The 17,744-nt window shown below is 41.2% G+C and carries 16 protein-coding genes and 1 riboswitch; of the genes, 7 read left to right on the top strand and 9 right to left on the bottom strand.

What is annotated here, in order from left to right:
* Nucleotides 1-50 precede the first annotated feature (50 nt).
* The 4 genes from AC5JMF_RS20630 to AC5JMF_RS20615 all read right to left on the bottom strand — a co-directional run bounded on the left by AC5JMF_RS20630 (nucleotide 51) and on the right by AC5JMF_RS20615 (nucleotide 4,316).
* Nucleotides 51-761 carry a precorrin-2 C(20)-methyltransferase gene (locus tag AC5JMF_RS20630; protein ID WP_495797587.1) on the bottom strand — a complete coding sequence of 237 codons (711 nt, stop codon included), beginning with the start codon at nucleotides 759-761 and terminating at the stop codon, nucleotides 51-53.
* Nucleotides 758-1,384 (bottom strand): precorrin-8X methylmutase, encoded by a 627-nt coding sequence (locus AC5JMF_RS20625; protein WP_495797586.1) that lies wholly within the window; start codon nucleotides 1,382-1,384, stop codon nucleotides 758-760. The genes AC5JMF_RS20630 and AC5JMF_RS20625 overlap by 4 nt, the downstream gene beginning before the upstream one ends.
* A 71-nt stretch (nucleotides 1,385-1,455) precedes the next feature.
* The gene (cobG, locus tag AC5JMF_RS20620; RefSeq protein ID WP_495797585.1) at nucleotides 1,456-2,925 is read right to left on the bottom strand and encodes a precorrin-3B synthase; all 1,470 of its coding nucleotides are present in this window, start codon (nucleotides 2,923-2,925) and stop codon (nucleotides 1,456-1,458) included.
* A gap of 50 nt (nucleotides 2,926-2,975) precedes the next feature.
* A riboswitch (cobalamin riboswitch) is annotated at nucleotides 2,976-3,161 on the bottom strand.
* Nucleotides 3,162-3,185: 24 nt separating this feature from the next.
* Nucleotides 3,186-4,316: an SGNH/GDSL hydrolase family protein gene (locus AC5JMF_RS20615; protein ID WP_495797584.1), complete on the bottom strand. Its 1,131-nt coding sequence runs from the start codon at nucleotides 4,314-4,316 to the stop codon at nucleotides 3,186-3,188.
* Between the two features lie 361 nt (nucleotides 4,317-4,677).
* Between AC5JMF_RS20615 and cbiE the strand changes: the two genes are divergently transcribed.
* On the top strand, nucleotides 4,678-5,895 hold the full coding sequence (gene cbiE, locus AC5JMF_RS20610; protein WP_495797583.1) for a precorrin-6y C5,15-methyltransferase (decarboxylating) subunit CbiE: 1,218 nt from the start codon (nucleotides 4,678-4,680) through the stop codon (nucleotides 5,893-5,895).
* 44 nt (nucleotides 5,896-5,939) lie between these two features.
* Here the strand turns inward: cbiE and AC5JMF_RS20605 are convergent, their stop codons facing one another.
* From AC5JMF_RS20605 to AC5JMF_RS20585, 5 genes are all read right to left on the bottom strand, one after another.
* Nucleotides 5,940-6,779, bottom strand: coding sequence for a carbohydrate ABC transporter permease (locus AC5JMF_RS20605; RefSeq protein ID WP_495797582.1), 840 nt, complete (start codon nucleotides 6,777-6,779; stop codon nucleotides 5,940-5,942).
* Nucleotides 6,780-7,194: 415 nt separating this feature from the next.
* Nucleotides 7,195-8,196, bottom strand: a complete 1,002-nt coding sequence (locus tag AC5JMF_RS20600; protein WP_495797581.1) for a catalase family protein — start codon at nucleotides 8,194-8,196, stop codon at nucleotides 7,195-7,197.
* A 123-nt stretch (nucleotides 8,197-8,319) separates the two neighbouring features.
* Nucleotides 8,320-8,865 carry a 5-formyltetrahydrofolate cyclo-ligase gene (locus tag AC5JMF_RS20595; RefSeq protein WP_495797588.1) on the bottom strand — a complete coding sequence of 182 codons (546 nt, stop codon included), beginning with the start codon at nucleotides 8,863-8,865 and terminating at the stop codon, nucleotides 8,320-8,322.
* Between the two features lie 151 nt (nucleotides 8,866-9,016).
* On the bottom strand, nucleotides 9,017-10,501 hold the full coding sequence (locus AC5JMF_RS20590) for an SLBB domain-containing protein (RefSeq protein ID WP_495797580.1): 1,485 nt from the start codon (nucleotides 10,499-10,501) through the stop codon (nucleotides 9,017-9,019).
* A 492-nt stretch (nucleotides 10,502-10,993) separates the two neighbouring features.
* The gene (locus tag AC5JMF_RS20585; RefSeq protein ID WP_495797579.1) at nucleotides 10,994-11,968 is read right to left on the bottom strand and encodes an ABC transporter ATP-binding protein; all 975 of its coding nucleotides are present in this window, start codon (nucleotides 11,966-11,968) and stop codon (nucleotides 10,994-10,996) included.
* 437 nt (nucleotides 11,969-12,405) lie between these two features.
* Between AC5JMF_RS20585 and AC5JMF_RS20580 the strand changes: the two genes are divergently transcribed.
* The 6 genes from AC5JMF_RS20580 (at nucleotide 12,406) to AC5JMF_RS20555 (ending at nucleotide 17,670) form a co-directional block, all read left to right on the top strand.
* Nucleotides 12,406-12,531, top strand: coding sequence for a hypothetical protein (locus AC5JMF_RS20580; RefSeq protein WP_495797578.1), 126 nt, complete (start codon nucleotides 12,406-12,408; stop codon nucleotides 12,529-12,531).
* Between the two features lie 500 nt (nucleotides 12,532-13,031).
* Entirely contained in the window at nucleotides 13,032-13,856 is an 825-nt protein-coding gene (locus AC5JMF_RS20575; protein ID WP_495797577.1) for an SDR family oxidoreductase, read from the top strand.
* 226 nt (nucleotides 13,857-14,082) lie between these two features.
* On the top strand, nucleotides 14,083-14,817 hold the full coding sequence (locus AC5JMF_RS20570) for a glutathione peroxidase (protein ID WP_495797576.1): 735 nt from the start codon (nucleotides 14,083-14,085) through the stop codon (nucleotides 14,815-14,817).
* 642 nt (nucleotides 14,818-15,459) lie between these two features.
* Entirely contained in the window at nucleotides 15,460-16,047 is a 588-nt protein-coding gene (locus AC5JMF_RS20565; protein WP_495797575.1) for a TetR family transcriptional regulator C-terminal domain-containing protein, read from the top strand.
* Nucleotides 16,048-16,061: 14 nt separating this feature from the next.
* Nucleotides 16,062-16,907, top strand: coding sequence for a 3-methyl-2-oxobutanoate hydroxymethyltransferase (gene panB / locus AC5JMF_RS20560; protein WP_495797574.1), 846 nt, complete (start codon nucleotides 16,062-16,064; stop codon nucleotides 16,905-16,907).
* 97 nt (nucleotides 16,908-17,004) lie between these two features.
* Complete coding sequence (locus tag AC5JMF_RS20555; RefSeq protein WP_495797573.1) at nucleotides 17,005-17,670, top strand: glutathione S-transferase family protein; 666 nt, start codon at nucleotides 17,005-17,007, stop codon at nucleotides 17,668-17,670.
* Nucleotides 17,671-17,744: the final 74 nt, after the last annotated feature.

Genomic DNA, 17,744 nt, shown 5'->3' with positions numbered 1-17,744 from the left:
ACCACTGATTTGGAGTACCGAATTCAGTGGGGGACGAGGGCGCGAATTAGTTAAAGTCGATTTTTACTTGGGATGACAATCATCGCAAAATAGGGCACTTTAGCCGGATCGACTTCATCAAGTGGTATGATACGTTGCTGTGCCATTGTGGCTCGCTCAATATATCTAGCCCGCGATGCTAATCCTAGCTTATGCAGGATATCCCGCACTTTCGGAAAGTGACGACCTAGTTTCATAATTGCTGCTGCATCAGTTGTCAGTAATTGTGTAGTTAGTTCTTCTGCTGAGAGAGGAGCAGGTAAAACGGTGAGGATATCGTTGTAGTAGGTAAAGGGTACACTCAAGGCGACTGGACAAGCCATCAGCGAGGAAACACCGGGGACAACTTCTGTTTGATATTGCTCAGATAACCTGGTGAAAACATACATAAAGGAACCGTAGAAAAACGGATCGCCCTCGCACAGCACTACTACATCTTGCCCTGCGGCTAGATGTGCGGCGATTGGTTCAATTTCTTTGTCGTAAATAGACTTGGCTTTTTCTGGTTCTAGGGCGCGGGGGAGGTGAAACAGCACTTCAATTTGGTTGCCCGTGAGATATTGTGCAACGATCGCTCGCGCTATACTCTCTTTATCTGTGGCTGATTGATAAGCAATCACCGGGGCTGCCTGTAATAACCGTAATGCTTTGAGTGTCAATAGTTCCGGATCGCCCGGCCCGACACCAATTCCATAAAGACGACCTTTGGTTTTGAGATTCATTCTTCCTCCATTGCCAGGGCATTCACTGCGGCGGCGGCGATCGCACTGCCACCACGCCGACCATGTAAAGTGAAAAATGGTACATTTGCGCTGTCTGCTGCTAGTGCGGCTTTCGACTCGGCTGCACCAACAAAACCGACTGGAAAGCCCAAGATGACAGCAGGTTTGGGCGCTCCTTCTGCCAGCATTTCTAATAGTCGAAATAGGGCTGTGGGTGCATTGCCAATTGCTACCACTGCCCCTTGTAAGTGCATTTGCCATAATTCTAAGGCGGCTGCTGACCTCGTAGTACCCAAGCGCTGAGCCATTTCTGGTACTTCAGGATAGTTGAGGGTGCAGATAACTTGGTTGTTTGCTGGCAAGCGCCGCCTGGTAATACCTTCTGCAACCATGCGGCAATCGCATAAAATTGCCGCTCCTGCGGCTAGTGCTGCTCGTCCAGACTGCGCCGCTGTCTGTGAGTATCCCAAGTCACTGACAATATCCGTCATTCCACAGGCATGTATCAGACGCACAGCCACCTTAGCTACATCTGGTGGTAACAGATCAAGGTTGGCTTCCGAGCGGATAATCGCAAAGGAATTACGGTAAATTTCGCTGGCATCTCGGATATATTCAGACATGCAATTTTATACCAATTCAAAATTCAAGGTGCGCTGAAAGCGCACCAAAGCTCTTATAGAAGGGTTAGTTATCACTGTTCCCTGGTATGATTATGGAATAACTGCTTTAATTGAGCGATCGCATATCGATTGGTAAATTCACCAAAGGACTCGCCGGAATGTGTACGTTTTAATTTATACACAGTTAATATTTTTTCTATTAACGCAGGCAGTTCAGCAAAAGTTATATATCGGTAAAGTTCACGTCCAAATTTCTGGTGATTATTACCATTACCAACGTAAAGGTGATAGCCCTCCATAGTTTGATTGTCTACCTCAAATTTGACACCAAGCAGAGTCATATCACTTTTGCCATGTTGGGCACAGGATTTTTCGCAACCACTCAAGTGAATATTAACTGGGTATTCCAGGGTGATACGAGTTTCCAGATACTCTGCCAATGCTAGTGCATCACCTTTGGTATCAGTAGCAGCAGCAGTACAACCACGCTTACCAGAACAAGCAACCAACGCACTTTTAATACTACTTGTTGAGCTATCAAATCCTAACAAAGCAAGTTCACTCTGGACACGAGCAACCCATTGCCGAGAAATATCAGGAATCAGTAAATTCTGCCAAGGAGTTAACCTGAGAGTACCACTGCCGTATTTTTCTGTTAAATCAGCTAAACCCCGCATCTGCAAACTCTCTAGCCGTCCTAGAGGCAAGACAACACCTACATAAAATAAACCTAACTGCCGTTGGGGATGGGTGCCGATGTGTTGATAAGAGGCAGCACTTCGGCTCCCTTCGACTTCACTCAAGGCAAGTTGCTTAGTCACCAGGGGTAGTAGACGCTGCTCAACTTGCTGAAGATAATTGTTGCAACCTACATTATTCAGCAAATCTCTGATCCGCAGCTTGCTATTATTGCTACTCTCTATGTAGTCTAAGTAGACATCTACTAAAGCAGCTAAAACTTTTAAGCATACCTCTGGTGGTAACAAAATTCCCATGTCGCTGGGTGGTTCTCCCTTTGCACCTACACTGAGAAAAAGGCGAAAGTAAACACTACCATCAATTAAGACAGCAGCGAACATGATATCGTTAAGGCGATCGCATACCGACACCGCCCCACCACCATCAAAGCAAACGCTAAATTTTGCAGGTAATCTAGATAACTGATTGTGTACGGCAATGTACTTATCCCAGTCTTGGATAAAACAGCGAGTGTCAATCAATTCTTGCGAATCGATACCAGCTGTTGGGCTGGTCATAATGTTGCGAATATGGTCTACAGCAGGATTGTGAGAACCTAGTCCCATTTCCTGTAAATGCTGCAAGACTTTAGCATTGATGCTTGTGTGAATTTCTCGGACTTGCAGATTAGCGCGATTAGTCACATCGACATAGCCACCCCCATACTGATCTGCTATATCTGCGATCGCGCGGCACTGTTTACTATCCAGGATTCCACCTGGTATCCTGATCCGAGATAAAATCCCATCTTGAGCAGGTGTAGCATAAAATAAGCCAGGACAACTGGCAAATCCAGACAACAAGACTATAACTCCTTCCCCGTGCGACGCAGGGAGTAGACGATCAACGTGTCTTCAGGACACTCTTGAGAGTTGGCATTCTGACTTACTCAATTTTGGATTTTGTTCAGTCTTGGGTTCTTGGCATCCCGACCATCTAAAATCTCAAATTGCTTTACAGCTGCGGCACAGTCCCGGAATTTCACCGGAGTTTCCCAACTCCAAGCTTTAGTAATTTAGCATAACAAAGCAGTTATGCTAATTCGTAATTCGTAATTCGTAATTCAGACAGGGTGACAAGGAAGCGGAGGGGAGAGCCTCTTTTTCTTTTTCCATTTGCGAACTGCTTTTACCCCCAAAAAAGCACCAGTTGCTATCTGCGCTAATATCAGTGAAGGCTCAGGAACAGGCTGAGAATCGCTCGTGAGGGTTTTAAAAGCTAGTTCTCCAATAGCTTGATGTGCAGCACTGGTAGGATGAAGATCATCCCAAAACAAATACTCATCTGGATTACTACAAATCTCTGGTGCAGATGATGGGGGAAAACGGAATAGGATAGAGTTCGCCAAGCAAGGAGACTCTACATTTGTCAAACCAAAACTTGATGGATTATCGACAGCATCATTGAATAGTTTGGCAACATCTAGAGTTTTGAGGTTAATTCCAGGTAATTTACTCAGTTGTCCTAAAGATTGGGAAAGTCCTAAATTGTGCCCATCAACTAGTAGCTTAAGCCCATTAGTAACCGTTTCGCCCCGACTTACAGCAATTGGTGTTTCACCCAAAGGTGGTAAGTTAGTAACTAAAAAATTTCGCGCTCCTGAGTCAAACAGAGTTTTCACTGCATTAGATAAATTAGCGACTGGTTCAGCTGGGTTTGTCACACCGCCACCTAAGTAATCGTTAGCACCAGCCCACAAAACATAAAGTGCATTGGGATCAGCTACTGCATTCGCTGTTTTAAATTGATTAATCTGTTGTGTTAATCCTACGTAACCAGGCAAGGTAGAAATAGGAAAAGGAATAGTGTTTCGATCACCAGTGGTGGCGCTATTAACAGCAAAGTTAACCCCTGTAGGCCCTGTTCCTCCTGTAGTTCCAGAGATTGGTGGCAGCGAAAGTCCTAACTTATTTGCTAGGGTATCTACCCATATCGGGCCATTAGAAAATCGCCCATCAAAATATCCAAATGAACTAGGAGGAATAATTGGTATGGCGTTGTTGATTGAATTCGCGTTCTCAGTAATTTTCTTTGAATTGCCAGTATCAGAAAGACTGTCACCAAAAATAAACAATCGACTAAAGTTTACTGCTGCTGCCTGTGCTGCCGTCTGAGTCAGAACTACAAATGTCAAAGGTAACGAAGTGAAGAATGCTGTCCTGCACATTTGAGTAAAAGCTTGCCGAATGTACATTCTCAATTTCCTCCAGAAAGATATTATGGGAACCTGGCTTGATTCATGAAATTTTTTAAATTAAATGCTTCAATTTTACAGAGGTCATATTTAATTTTTGAAAAGAACTAAGTACATCTCTAGCTTTTTTCTTTCCTATCCCCTGTTTCTTAAATGCACTAAGCATACCTCTACGCTTAAGCAAGCTAGCAAGAGTGTCTTTGACAGGAGAAGTGTTCCTTGATTTGTATTTAAGATTATCGCCTGTTTTCGCAATATTTCTTAGCTAATTTAAATTTTTGTCAGTGTTTTTATCTAATCTTTAAATTAGTACTTAAGTATTGACAGAGATTTAATTATGTGCAGACTCAGTAAATAATTTATGACAAAGAAATGGCTTTCTATCGTTGGTATTGGTGAAGATGGGTTACAGGGGTTAAGTCCGATCGCTCATTCTTTGATTGATCAAGCGGAAATTTTTGTAGGCGGCGATCGCCATCTGGCAATGCTACCCCTAAATGACCAACGTCAGCAAATAGCCTGGGTTTCCCCCATCAGTGTTTCCATAGAAGAAATTATCCAACGTCGAGGTCAGTCAGTCTGTGTACTAGCAAGTGGCGATCCGATGTGCTACGGCATTGGTGTAACCCTAAAGGGGCGAATTCCTATTTCCGAAATCACGATTATTCCTGCACCTTCAGCTTTTAGCCTGGCCTGTGCCAGACTGGGTTGGCCTCTAAGCGAAGTGGAAACTTTAAGTTTAACTGGGCGTCCACCTTCCCTACTCCAGTCTTACATCTACCCCAAAGCGCGGTTATTAATCTTGGGCGAAGGCAAAGAAACACCAAGTATCGTTGCTAAAATATTGACAAATCGGGGTTATGGTGATAGCAAAATTACTGTGTTAGAACGCATGGGTGGCAGTCAGGAACGGATTGTAGAAGGTACGGCTGCGTCTTGGAGTAAAACCGAATTGGCTAATCTGAATACGATCGCAGTAGATTGTCTAGCCGATGCTGGAGTTATCCCTTTACCAAGACTACCAGGATTGCCGGATTATGCCTACTACCACGATGGACAGTTAACCAAGCGGGAAGTTAGAGCCATCACCTTAGCAACTTTAGCTCCCACACCAGGAGAATTGCTTTGGGATGTTGGTGCTGGTTGTGGCTCAATTTCCATCGAATGGATGCGGAGTCATCCTCAGTGTCAGGCGATGGCGATCGAACAGAACTCATCTAGACTGCATTACATCGCAGATAACGCCGCCTCTTTAGGTACACCTAACTTGCAAATCATTACAGGTAAAGCGCCTGATGTCCTGCAAAACTTGCCCACACCTGATGCTATATTTATCGGTGGTGGAGTTACAGCAGCAGGACTTTTTGATACTTGCTGGACAGCATTGCGATCGGGTGGACGTTTAGTCGCAAACGTCGTCACAGTAGAAGGCGAGCAAACATTATTTAAATGGTATGAGCAAGTCGGTGGTCATCTCACCCGTATTGCCATCCAACGTGCCGAACCCATTGGGAAATTTTTGGGCTGGCGAGCAATGGCCCCTGTAACTCAATGGATAGTTATGAAAACTGGGGACTAGGGGAGCAGGGGAAAGAATTAGAGATAAATCATTTGTATCAAGTTTTACCCTTTAACCCCACTACCAGTGTCTGTTGGCACAATGTAGCGCTGTAAAAATAGAAATACTACAAGAACAGGGGCGATCGCAATTACTGAGCCAGCTGCCACTAACCGCCAGTTTTCAGAAAACGTCCCTTCTAGCTTTCTCACTCCTAAAGGTAGAGTATAAAGATTTTCGTCTTGGATAATAATCAAAGGCCACAAAAAATCACTCCAAGCGCCAATAAACACAAAAATAGCCAGAGTCACAAGTGCTGGACGGATTGCTGGCAACATTACAAACCACCACAAGCCTAACTCAGAGCTGCCATCCATCCGAGCGGCTTCTTCTATTTCTTTAGGGATACTCATAAAAGCTTGCCGCAAGAGAAAAATACCAAAAGCAGAAGCTAAGCTAGGAAAAATAATTCCCAAATAACTGTTTGTCAAACCCAATTTGACTGTCAAAATGTAAAGGGGAATCATCACGATCTGGAAAGGAATCATAATTGTAGAGACGATCGCAATAAAAATCCAATCTCGCCCTACAAATGACAATCGAGCTAAAGGATAAGCAGCTAAAGCACAAAACAGCAGATTCAAACCAACAGTCAGCACCGCCACCAAAGTACTGTTGTAAAGATACTGCCCGAAAGGTAAAGATTGCCACACCTCAGTAAAGTTAGCCAGTGTCGGTTGACTTGGCAACAACTGTGGCGGCGACTGCAAAATGTTTTCCGTTGCCGATTTGAAAGCTGTACTGACCAGCCAGAATAGCGGAAAGAGCGTTAAGATGGCGATCGCTGCTAAAATGACATAAATTAACACAATATTTAATTGTAAATTGCGCTTGAAAAAATTCATAATTAACCTGAATCTACTGATTTGAAATGCAATAATTATAAACCTTGAAATTCCTCAAATAATTACTTTGCTGTGCAATAAAATTATATAAAATTCTCGGGACTAGAAATTAGAGACTAGACTGTACTTCATGCGATTGGGAACTGCTATAATAACCATATCAACCCAGCCTATAGTGCCGGAAAATTTTTGGTTTTGGAATTAAGCATGGGGATAGAGAATTGGGAAGAGTTTTTATAATTCTCAATCCTTCCTACCTCTATCCCCACAAATTACGAATTACGCGCTTCGCAGCGGTAGCGAGTCCTCGATAGCGTTAGCGTTAGCGAAGCGGTAGCGAGTCCTCGAGCGTCAGCGGTAGCGAGTCCTCGAGCGTCAGCGGTAGCGACACAGGAGCGTCATTACGAATTACGAATTACGAATTATAAGGCTGTGGCTCTCTCAAGCGTTGAGCAATTTGTTCTCGCCTATGCCTTGCTAGTTCACTATAAAGCCTTTTACGAGACAGATTTACGCTGCCAACTGGTTCATGTTCTAACAAAGTATGCCAAGGGGTAAAAAACATACCTTCATCTAAACGTTTACGTTCTTCAAAGTCAAATTTCTGACTGGGAATCCGGACGGTTGCAACTTTAATTAAAGGTGAATCACTCTCTTGCCATTCTTGGATGTGGTTTTCAATTGGTGTCTTATCCTCATCAACGTAAAACTGAACGAAAAAGTCAAAATACGCATCTCGGTTTTCTTCTGTTAAATATTTCACCATCGCTTCCCGCAGATAGTTTTGTGATTCTGGAAGTGTTGTCAATGGTTGTTCAAGCTGTTGAGATTTGACAGACATTTTCACGATATTATCGCCAAATTTAAATGGAGCCATACTCCAATATTGAATTAACAAAGGATTCCCTACTTTCTTGCTACCAAGTTTTTGTAAGATAGCGAAAGCCGGAGCAAGTTCTTCCATCCTTTCTTGGCTCAATTGACCACTGCCTGCTTTGAAAATATCGGCATAGTCACGAATATTTTTTGTAAAGAAAGTAGGATAACTATTGAGCGTAAAATCTTGAGTTTTTTCTTCATCATCCAAAATTTTTTTCCCATCTACATTCATTACTTTGATAGAAATACCTCGGACATCAGGTTCACTATCGGAGCGTAATTTACCACGGCTTTCTGGCGCACCGCCACTGGAAAAGCGAATCCAGGCTGGGTAAGTTTGAGGTGTTTTGCACAAACCTACTCTCAAATATTCTGGAAGATTTGGTTCAATAATGAACTCTCCCCAAAGTAGTCCATGACTTTTAGTATGAATTTGGCGCAGATCTGGCCCTGTTCTTTGTTGAGCTTGGAGGCTAGTTGCAATAATCTCATCGATCATTGCTTCTTGCTCAGTTGTCGATGAAGTTGGATTAATCATTGTGATTATGACTGAGATCTAACACTTGGCAGATTAAAACAAAAATTTCGATATTTGATGAACAATACTAAATTCTTTATCCTTTGCAGCTTAAAATCTTTTGCCAATTCCCAATTCCCATTTTCAAACTAAACCATTTTCGGTAAAAATAGCTTGTAACGGTTTATCCCAAGGATCAATAGGTAGTTGTGGTAAACAAGCATAATCAAACACAATGCCGATCGCTTGTTTATTTGCCCACTCTGGTAAGCTGAGCAAGCGATCATAATACCCACCGCCATAACCTAAGCGGTATCCTTGATAATCACAAGCCACGCTGGGAATAAGAATTAGATCCACTTTTGCAGGCTCGACGGTTGTGGCTTGAGGATGTGGTTCAACAATTCCATAAGCGCCACTTTGGACAGCATCTTGAGGTGTCCAAAAATGCCAACTAAGGGTTTTACCAACGCAGCGAGGAAAACCCCAACGGTATTTATTATCTGCAAACAAGGGACTGAGATCAGGCTCTTGACGGAAGCTGAAATAAGCGAGTATTGTTTTTGCTTGGAAGAATACAACAGAGTTTTGTAGCTGGTTACAGATGCGATCGCTCCTTTGTTTCCATTCTTGATGAGGCATTGATTGACGTATTTGAAGAAGCGATCGCCGCAGTTCTGATTTATTCATTTTAGGGCGTTGCTGAATCATAGGATGAAATATGATGGATTGAAATCTCAAACTCTCTAACTGGACATGATATGATTTTTGACTCAAAAAAAATAGCAGATACCTGCCAATAGCAAGCATCTGCAAAATTCTTTTAAAATTGGCTGTTTAATTAAATTCCGAAAAACCTCAAAATATTAAAGATAACGCCCAGAGGGCCAGCTATAGTACCCAAGGTATCACCAGTCTTGGCGATGCCAGAACGGTTGACTATCACGACATCGTTATTGCGAAGTATGGGATTTGTTTGCTCATTAATACCTTGAGAGAAATCTACTTTTACTTCACGTTTAGTAACAGAACCATTGGGATTAAGACGAACCAAATCTACAGTAGCCCGGCTAGCTCTGGCATCGTTAAATCCTCCAGCCGCTAGTAGTGCTTGATTTAAAGAGCTATTTGGTTGAATATCTACAGCTCCTGGTCTCTTGACTTCGCCTACTACACCAACTTGAATACGTGCTGGGGACAAAGAGGTAGTGGCTAATTGAGTTGCTTCTGCTGGGTTAACTTCTGTTGCTGTCGGAATTACAATTGTGTCTCCGTCTTGTACAATTATGTCTTGATTGATATCACCACTCTGCAATAATTGCCAAAGATTGATATCTATTGTTTGTTCTGAGCCAACTCTTGTAGGTCTGCGTAGCGTAATAGTACGGATATTAGCTTGTGGTGTAATTCCTCCAGCTAGTTGAATTGCCCGTGTGATGTTTGGCAAACCACTGCCACTAGTTCCACCCGCTTGTCCGTCTGTACTACCTGTTGTGACAAGGTATGAACCGGGACGGTTAACTTCACCAATAACCGCTACTGTGCGGGGTCTGGTTTGGTCGGCGGCAAAGTTGGCAGCAAACAAGTTACGTGCTTCGGCGACGTTAAAGGTGGTTGCAGTTGGCACAACTATGGTGTCTCCATCCCGTAAGGTAATATCTTGTGGTAATCTCCCTGTTTGTATCAGTTCCTTTAAATTAAGTGTGATGACTTGCTCGGAAGCAGAGCGTCCCAGTTTACGCCGTAATTGTACTTGGGTTACGTCTGCCGCTAATGTCACCCCTTGCGCTGTTGTTAGTGCTGCTAAGACGGTGGGGTATTGTACACCAGGGTTATCTCCTGCGCCTCCTTGCAAATTGAGAGTGTAAGATCCCGGACGTGTGACTTCTCCTGCAACCAAAACATTGATGGGACGAGGTGATAAAAGGTTGACTGAGATTAAGGGACGTTTGAGAAAGCGTGAGTATCTTCTGGCGATTTCGTCAGCAGCCTGTTCGGTTGTCAGTCCGAGAAGAGGTACACTGCCAATTAAGGGTAAGTTGATCGCGCCACCTGGAGGAATTTGATATTCACCCGTATATTCTGGTACTTCAAATACATTTACACGGATGCGATCGCCACCTCCCAAGGAATAGTTAGTATCTATGGTTGTAGTTTGTGTAGGTTGTAATCTTGGTTCTGGGTTGGGTGATGTTGTTTGTGCTGTAGGAAATCCTGGTTGTCTCTGAGCTAGGCTGGCAGATGGCACAGCGATACTGACAGCCACTAAAAAAACCACAGATGTAACTGGCTGGATAAGAAATTTCAAAAAACCTGTGTTAAGCATATTTACCTGAGACTCTGAGACTACAATCAATTAAAGTATTGTCTAAATATTTTACTTTCGACTATACTTAAGTATTCAAGTTCCCTGTCATTCTTATTTTCGTTGAAAAGTGTCAGTTTCCGGTGAAAGTTATTTATTGAATTTGAATTTTTAGTAAAGTTAATTTAAAGCTGAAGCAGCTTAAATATCACAATCTTCAATCAAGATAAGACTTGTATAATAAGCAACCTTTCTATGGCTTTATCTATTAGCCTGGGGATTCATACAGAGTTGGTTTTTGAGATTAGTACAGCATCTAAGTTGCACAACTTATCAATACTATTCACACAGTTTACATGAATACTGAATAATAGTATGTTTTCTAATAAAAAGTATTTAGACATAAGAAATCAGTGGGCGAATAGAACTCGCTATTACACAAACAAAGTCCACCTCCGTGGACTTGATGAAATAACCCGCGCAGGCGGGTTTTGTCTGTGTAGCTATAGTTAATTAAGTTTTTCTCATTTGGATCTGTTGAATAAAAAATTCTTCCAAAGAATAGCGGGATAAATTAATCGCAATAATTTGTCCCCCCATGAGACGGAGACTGGCCAGAAAATCGTAATAATCATCTTGGAGTGTGCCCTGCCAAGAACCATCAGGTTGATATATTAAACTGGGTATCCATTTTTGCAGAACTTCCCAATCACCACCTTGACCTTTAACGTAATATGTATCGTTTTTACCTAAGAGTTGATTGAGAGAACCAGAGCAAATTAATTCACCTTGAGCAAGAATAGCAATGCGATCGCAAATTTGCTCTACCTCTGAGAGAATGTGACTGTTAAAAAAAATCGTCTTCCCAGCAGCTTTGAGTGATAAAATTATCTCTCGCATTTGGTAGCGTCCCACCGGGTCAAGACCAGACATCGGCTCATCCAAAAATACTAACTCTGGATCATTAATTAACGCCTGCGCCATGCCAACACGCTGTAACATTCCTTTAGAGTAGCGGCGTAGGGGCTTTTTGCGAGCATCGGCAATTGATAAGCCTACTAACTCTAGCAATTGAGGAATGCGTTGACGTTGTATACTTTGGGGAATTTCAAATAGCCCAGCAGCTAGCTGCAAAAATTCCCAACCCGTGAGATACTCATATAAGTAAGGGTTTTCGCTTAAGTAGCCGATATGTCGTTTAACATGGCGATCGCCTAGTGCCTCACCTAACAATAATCCTTTCCCAGAAGTAGGGCGAATAATTCCTAGCAATAATTTTAAAAGAGTAGTCTTACCAGCACCATTGGGCCCTAATAATCCAAAAGTTTCCCCCTTGTGAACTGTTAAAGAACAGCTTTTAAGAGATATAACTTTCTGATTCAACCAAAAGCCAGTACGGTAAACTTTTCGTAACTCAGAAGTTATGACTACTGGCAGAGCGTCATGAGTATCTATTTGAGAATCAGGATTGTCTACAACAGACTTCATCTCGGTTAAATTACCAATTACCAACTTGGTGTAAATTACAAATTATCCACTAGGCTGATAATAACCATCACTATCAAGTGTGTCAATTAAAGCAGCGCTGAGTCTTAAGTACTGAGTACTAAGTTTCACATTACTACTTATGCAAAAGCAACTTAAGTTATAGACTAAAATAGGCAAGTTTCTTGTGAAATCGTCTAACTTGAGTTATGAGGTTACACTCAGGACTCAGCACTAATAAATATATTTGAGTAAATATAACTACTGCCAGATATTGGCAAAAAAAACACCTGCTACAATTTTCATACCAGTTTTTAGCCAAAGTTCAATGCGATCGTAGTGAAAACAATTCCGATAAACTTCTTCCATCTAAGTAAACCAGGTTCATAGACCATCGTAATATAGGATACTTTGCAATGCTCTCCACAAAGACATTCAAAATGAGCAGCACAATTTCTCAAATCTCCATAAAAATCATCAACCGCGAAGATCAGCAGCTAAATAAGTACACCGGGATGGTACTCTTAATTGTAAACGCAGCTTACCATTGCGGTTACACCCCTTAACACAAGCGATTAGAACAGTTAAACCAAAAGTATGGGAGAGCCTAGTTACACATTCTGAAGTTCTCTTGCAACTATTTTATAGTCATTAGTTGAAAGCTTTGACATCAGCTAATGTGTTTATAAACGACAAAAAAGAGGCTAGGAAAATAAACAAAGATAAGTCTCCTACAAGTGGTTCAAAACCTTGTTTTCAACATGTAATAAAGCTAGAGAACTGGTGTTGAGAGTGCATAGACCCCAAACATTAGACATCAATATTAAATCCTTTGCTTTCAAGTATAGGGATTGCCTAACTACTACAAATAGAACCTGATGAACTATCTGGCTTCAAGTCGCATGAAAATATTTATTTCCTATTCTTTATTTATAGAACAAAAATGTAATATTTTATGCGTAAAAATTAACTAACTTTTGAATATTGAGTTTATCTCATTCATTCGTTAGATTAAAATATAGATTATTAATCTAAAAAGTAGTTTAATATCACGTCTAAAATTCCCATGAATGTTGTAATCATTGGTTGTGGTTATATTGGTTCTGCTGTCGCTCAATATTGGCAGCAAAAAACAAATTTTGTGGTTAGCGCAACCACAACCACTCCTGAACGTGTTTCAGGACTACAAGCAATAGCGCAAAAAATCATAGTCACTAAAGGAAACGACCCAAACAGTTTAAAATCATTATTATATAATCAAGAAGTTGTACTTTTAAGTCTGGGTGCTAAAAGTGGAGATGTCTACGAAGAAACCTATTTACAAACTGCCAAAACTTTAGTTTCGGTCTTACAGCAAACTCCTAGTGTAAAACAGTTAATATACACAGGTAGTTATTCAGTTTATGGTGATAGAAATGGGGTATGGGTAGATGAAGAAACACCACTAGCACCAGCTAACTTAAATGCTCAAATTTTACGAAAAACTGAGGAGATATTGCTTTCAACATCAAATGAAAATCTCAAGGTTTGTATCTTCCGCTTGGGAGGTATTTATGGAACTGGTAGAGAATTAATCAAAATATTTAGACGAGTTTCTGGCACAACTCGTCCTGGTAGTGGTGAAGACATCACAAATTGGATACACCAAGATGATATCGTTGGTGCTATCGAGTTTGCCCGTGAACACCGCTTGCAAGGTATTTATAATTTAGTAGATGATTCACATCTGACTAGTCGAGAATTATTAAACAGCCTGTTTGAAAAACATAATTTACCCAAAATAATTTGGGATACTTCTGTCAAAAGTAGCCGTCCATATAATGCCTGGGTATCGAATGAAAAAATTAAAGAGGCCGGATATAAGTTGCTTCATCCCCAAATAATCTTTTAGCTAATATAGAAATTGCGAAATATGCAAACATCTATAGCAGTTCGCTTTGATTTGGAGAATTCATCTGCGTAATTAGGGAACTCTTAACAGTAAAAAGAAAGTTATGTTTTACTTTTTACTCCTCACACTTCGGGTTTACACACTTGACAACTCATACTCGTTATGAATACGCTTAGTTTTGGAAATATATAGCTAATATCACCAAATTTTCCCAAGAGGCAAATTTATGTTACTCAATCGCCGAGGACAGAGAGTTCCCAAAGTTACTTTCCGTACACGTCAGAATAACCAGTGGGTAGATGTGACAACTGATGAACTATTTGCTGGCAAAACAGTAGTTGTTTTCTCGTTACCTGGTGCTTTCACACCGACTTGTTCATCAACTCATCTCCCTGGTTACAATGAGTTGGCTAAAGTTTTTAAAGAAAATGGCGTTGATGGCATCATTTGTATTTCTGTTAACGATGCCTTTGTCATGAACGAATGGGCAAAAGATCAAGAAACAGAAAATGTGACATTAATTCCTGATGGTAACGGTGAATTCACTGAAGGTATGGGAATGCTAGTGGATAAATCCGACTTAGGCTTTGGTAAACGGTCATGGCGCTATTCGATGTTGGTGAAAGATAGTGTAATTGATAACATGTTTATTGAGCCAGACGAGCCTGGAGACCCATTTAAAGTATCCGATGCTGAGACAATGCTCAAATATATCAACCCGGCAGCAGTAAAGCCCAACTTAGTTTCGCTGTTTACAAAAGTCGGCTGTCCCTTCTGTGCCCGTGCCAAAGCGATGCTCAAAGAACGTGGTCTAGATTACGAAGAAATTATCTTAGGTAAAGATGTTACCACACGCTCTTTACGAGCAATTACAGGTGGTACAACCGTTCCCCAAGTATTTATTGATGGTCAATTAGTCGGGGGTTCTGAAGCTTTAGAAGCTTACTTTGCGGCTGTATAGATAAAGAGGGATGAGGGAGTGAGGGAGACGCAGGGACGTGGAGAATAACTAATGACCAAGAAGACGCGGAGACGGGGGGAAGGGGAGACGCGGAGCGCGACCCTTCTTAAGATAGAAGCACTGGTCACAAGCCCCCGACTTTAGTCGTGGAGACAAAAAATCGATTCCTTACTTGAATCTCCTAGCTGTCTTCTATGGGGTCTCCCCGCGTCTTTGCGTCAGAACGTCTCCGTGTCTTCTTCAAAATTCCCCATTCCCCTAATCCTCCTTCGCTAAGCTAATAATCATTCAAATTGCATCCCCGCGTCTCCCCTTAAGCGCGTCCTCCGAAGTTTGCTCAACGGGGGGAACCCCCGCACGCAACTTCTCTCCGCGTCTTTCTGAGGCAAAGGATTATGCAAGTTAAAGGCAGATTAGCTTAACGTGGGGGCCCCGAGTTCCTTTCAAGGGTAGGTTTTTCATATTCAGTCTGAAAAAACCTATTTTTTCGTTCCGAAATCTTTCTCCGCGTCCCCGCGTCAACCAAAACGCGAAATCTAAAAAACCTACCCATAAGAGGCCCCGAGTTCCCCATTCCCCAACTTGACTAACCAACACTTGCCATGTTAATCTTTAAAAGACCAATCGGTCGGTAAAGTTTGAATGTCCAAAGGTGAAGAAACAAAAACCAGAATTCTCCAACAAGCAGCTGAACTGTTTAACCAACAAGGATATGCCGGCTCATCTATTTCAGACATTATGCGTGTCACTGGGTTGCAGAAAGGAGGAATCTACAATCACTTTCAAAGCAAAGATGAGCTAGCATTACAAGCTTTTGATTTTGCTGTTGCTTGCGTGAGCAAACATTTTCGGGCTGCATTGCGAGGTAAACTACACGCAGTAGAACGCCTAAAAGCCATCATTGGAGTATTTAGTAGCTTTGTAGACAATCCAGCTATCCGAGGTGGTTGTCCATTGCTAAACACTGCTGTTGAGAGTGATGATGCTCATCCAGCATTGCGCGATCGCACTCAAAAAGCAATGAGTTCGTGGCTGCATCTGATTCGTCGGATTATTACAGCAGGAATTGAAAAAGGTGAAATTCGACCTGATGTGAACGCTGATGAAGTTGCCACTATCATCACAGCAACTTTAGAAGGAGCGATTATGATGAGCAAGCTCTATGGCGATGTAATTTACATGCAAAGAGCGGTTAATCATCTCAATCAATATATAGAAAGTCACTTTTAAATATATTAGCAACTATGAAAAAAGACTTGGCCTTCTTATTAGCAAAAAAGCAGAAATATCAAAAAATTGTTGCGCTTACAGGATATGATTATCCTACTGCTATTTTAGAAGATCAAGCAGGAATTGATATTATTTTTGTTGGTGATAGTTTAGGGACAAATATACTAGGTTACGAAAGCGAAACTGAAGTGACAATGAATGATATCATTCATCACCTCAAAGCTGTAAGAAGAGGAGTATCACAAGCATATATTTTAGCTGATTTACCTTATGGGTCTTATGAAACACCAGAAAAAGCTTTAGATAATGCCCAAAAATTAGTGAATAATGGTGCTGATATAGTTAAATTAGAAGGAGTTCAAGAAGCTACTATTAAATATATCATTAAGCACAATATACAAGTGTGCGGTCATCTAGGTTTATTACCACAAACTCAACATAAAAAAGCTGTGCAAGGTAAAAAATTTGCCCAAGCAAGAAATTTAGTAAAAGATGCACTAACTTTAGAAAATATTGGCGTATCGATGCTTGTTCTTGAACTGATTCCAGAAGAACTAGGTAAGATAATTAGTGAAAAACTAACTATTCCTACAATTGGTATTGGCTCAGGGAAATTTACAGACGGGCAAGTTTTAATCATCAACGATATTTTAGGAATCACGCCTCGAAAACTGAAGCTAGCAAAAAAATATCAAGATTATCAAACTTTGACTGTTCAAGCCATAGAACAATATAAAGAAGAAGTTGAAAAAAAATTATTTCCCTCAGATGAAAATGTGGGACATATGCAATCAGAAGAATTGCAAAATCTTCTGGAATGGGTAGAGCAACTTGATAATTTCAAACAAGGAATATGGTAGGTGCTATCTTTAGTAACTTGTCTTTAACTGTTTGAATATTTTTTTGCAAATTTACAAACCTTTCGGTCTTTTTTAGCAAATCTAGCAAGGAGTTTTTATGCTCACATTTTACTACAATCCTCTCTCACCAAACGCTCGCCGTGTATGGTTAACCTTACTAGAAAAGGGTATTGCTTTTGAAGGAGTATTACTTAAATTGGATGGCGATCAATCGCAACCAGAGTTTTTAGCACTTAACCCTTTTCAACACATTCCAGTGATAGTAGATGATGGTTTTCGAGTTGTAGAATCCTTGGCAATTTTGGACTATTTAGAAAGTAAATACCCGACACCTGCAATGCTACCTACCGAACCTCAAGCATTAGCAACGGTGCGAATGGTGCAAATGGTAACAGCCAATGAATTATTTCCACAGGTGATTTCATTAATTTATGAAAGCGAAGACTCATCACAATTTGCACAGGCAAAACAGCAGATAGATAAAGCACTTAAATTTCTTATAGAATTGTTAGGCGATCGCAATTTTTTTGGCAACGAACAACTAACCTTAGCAGATATCGTTGCAGGCACAGTCATACTTTCATTACCTAATTTAGGTATCAACCTCAGTGATTATCCCAAACTCAGCGAATGGTCTGAGCGCTTGCTACAACGTCCAGCATGGCAGAAAACCAAAATGAGCGCTGAAGACTTTGAAGCATTTAAGCGGCGAGTTAAAATTCTGGTGAAGTTGCGTAGACGTGAGATAAGTAAGGGAAAATAAGGGGGAGACGGGGAGAATAACCAATAGACTTCTTGCAAAAATACTTGAACCGTCAGAGACTCAAGTCTCTGCCT

This window comes from Desmonostoc vinosum (assembly GCF_059505385.1).
This window is presented reverse-complemented; position numbering and strand designations above follow the sequence as displayed.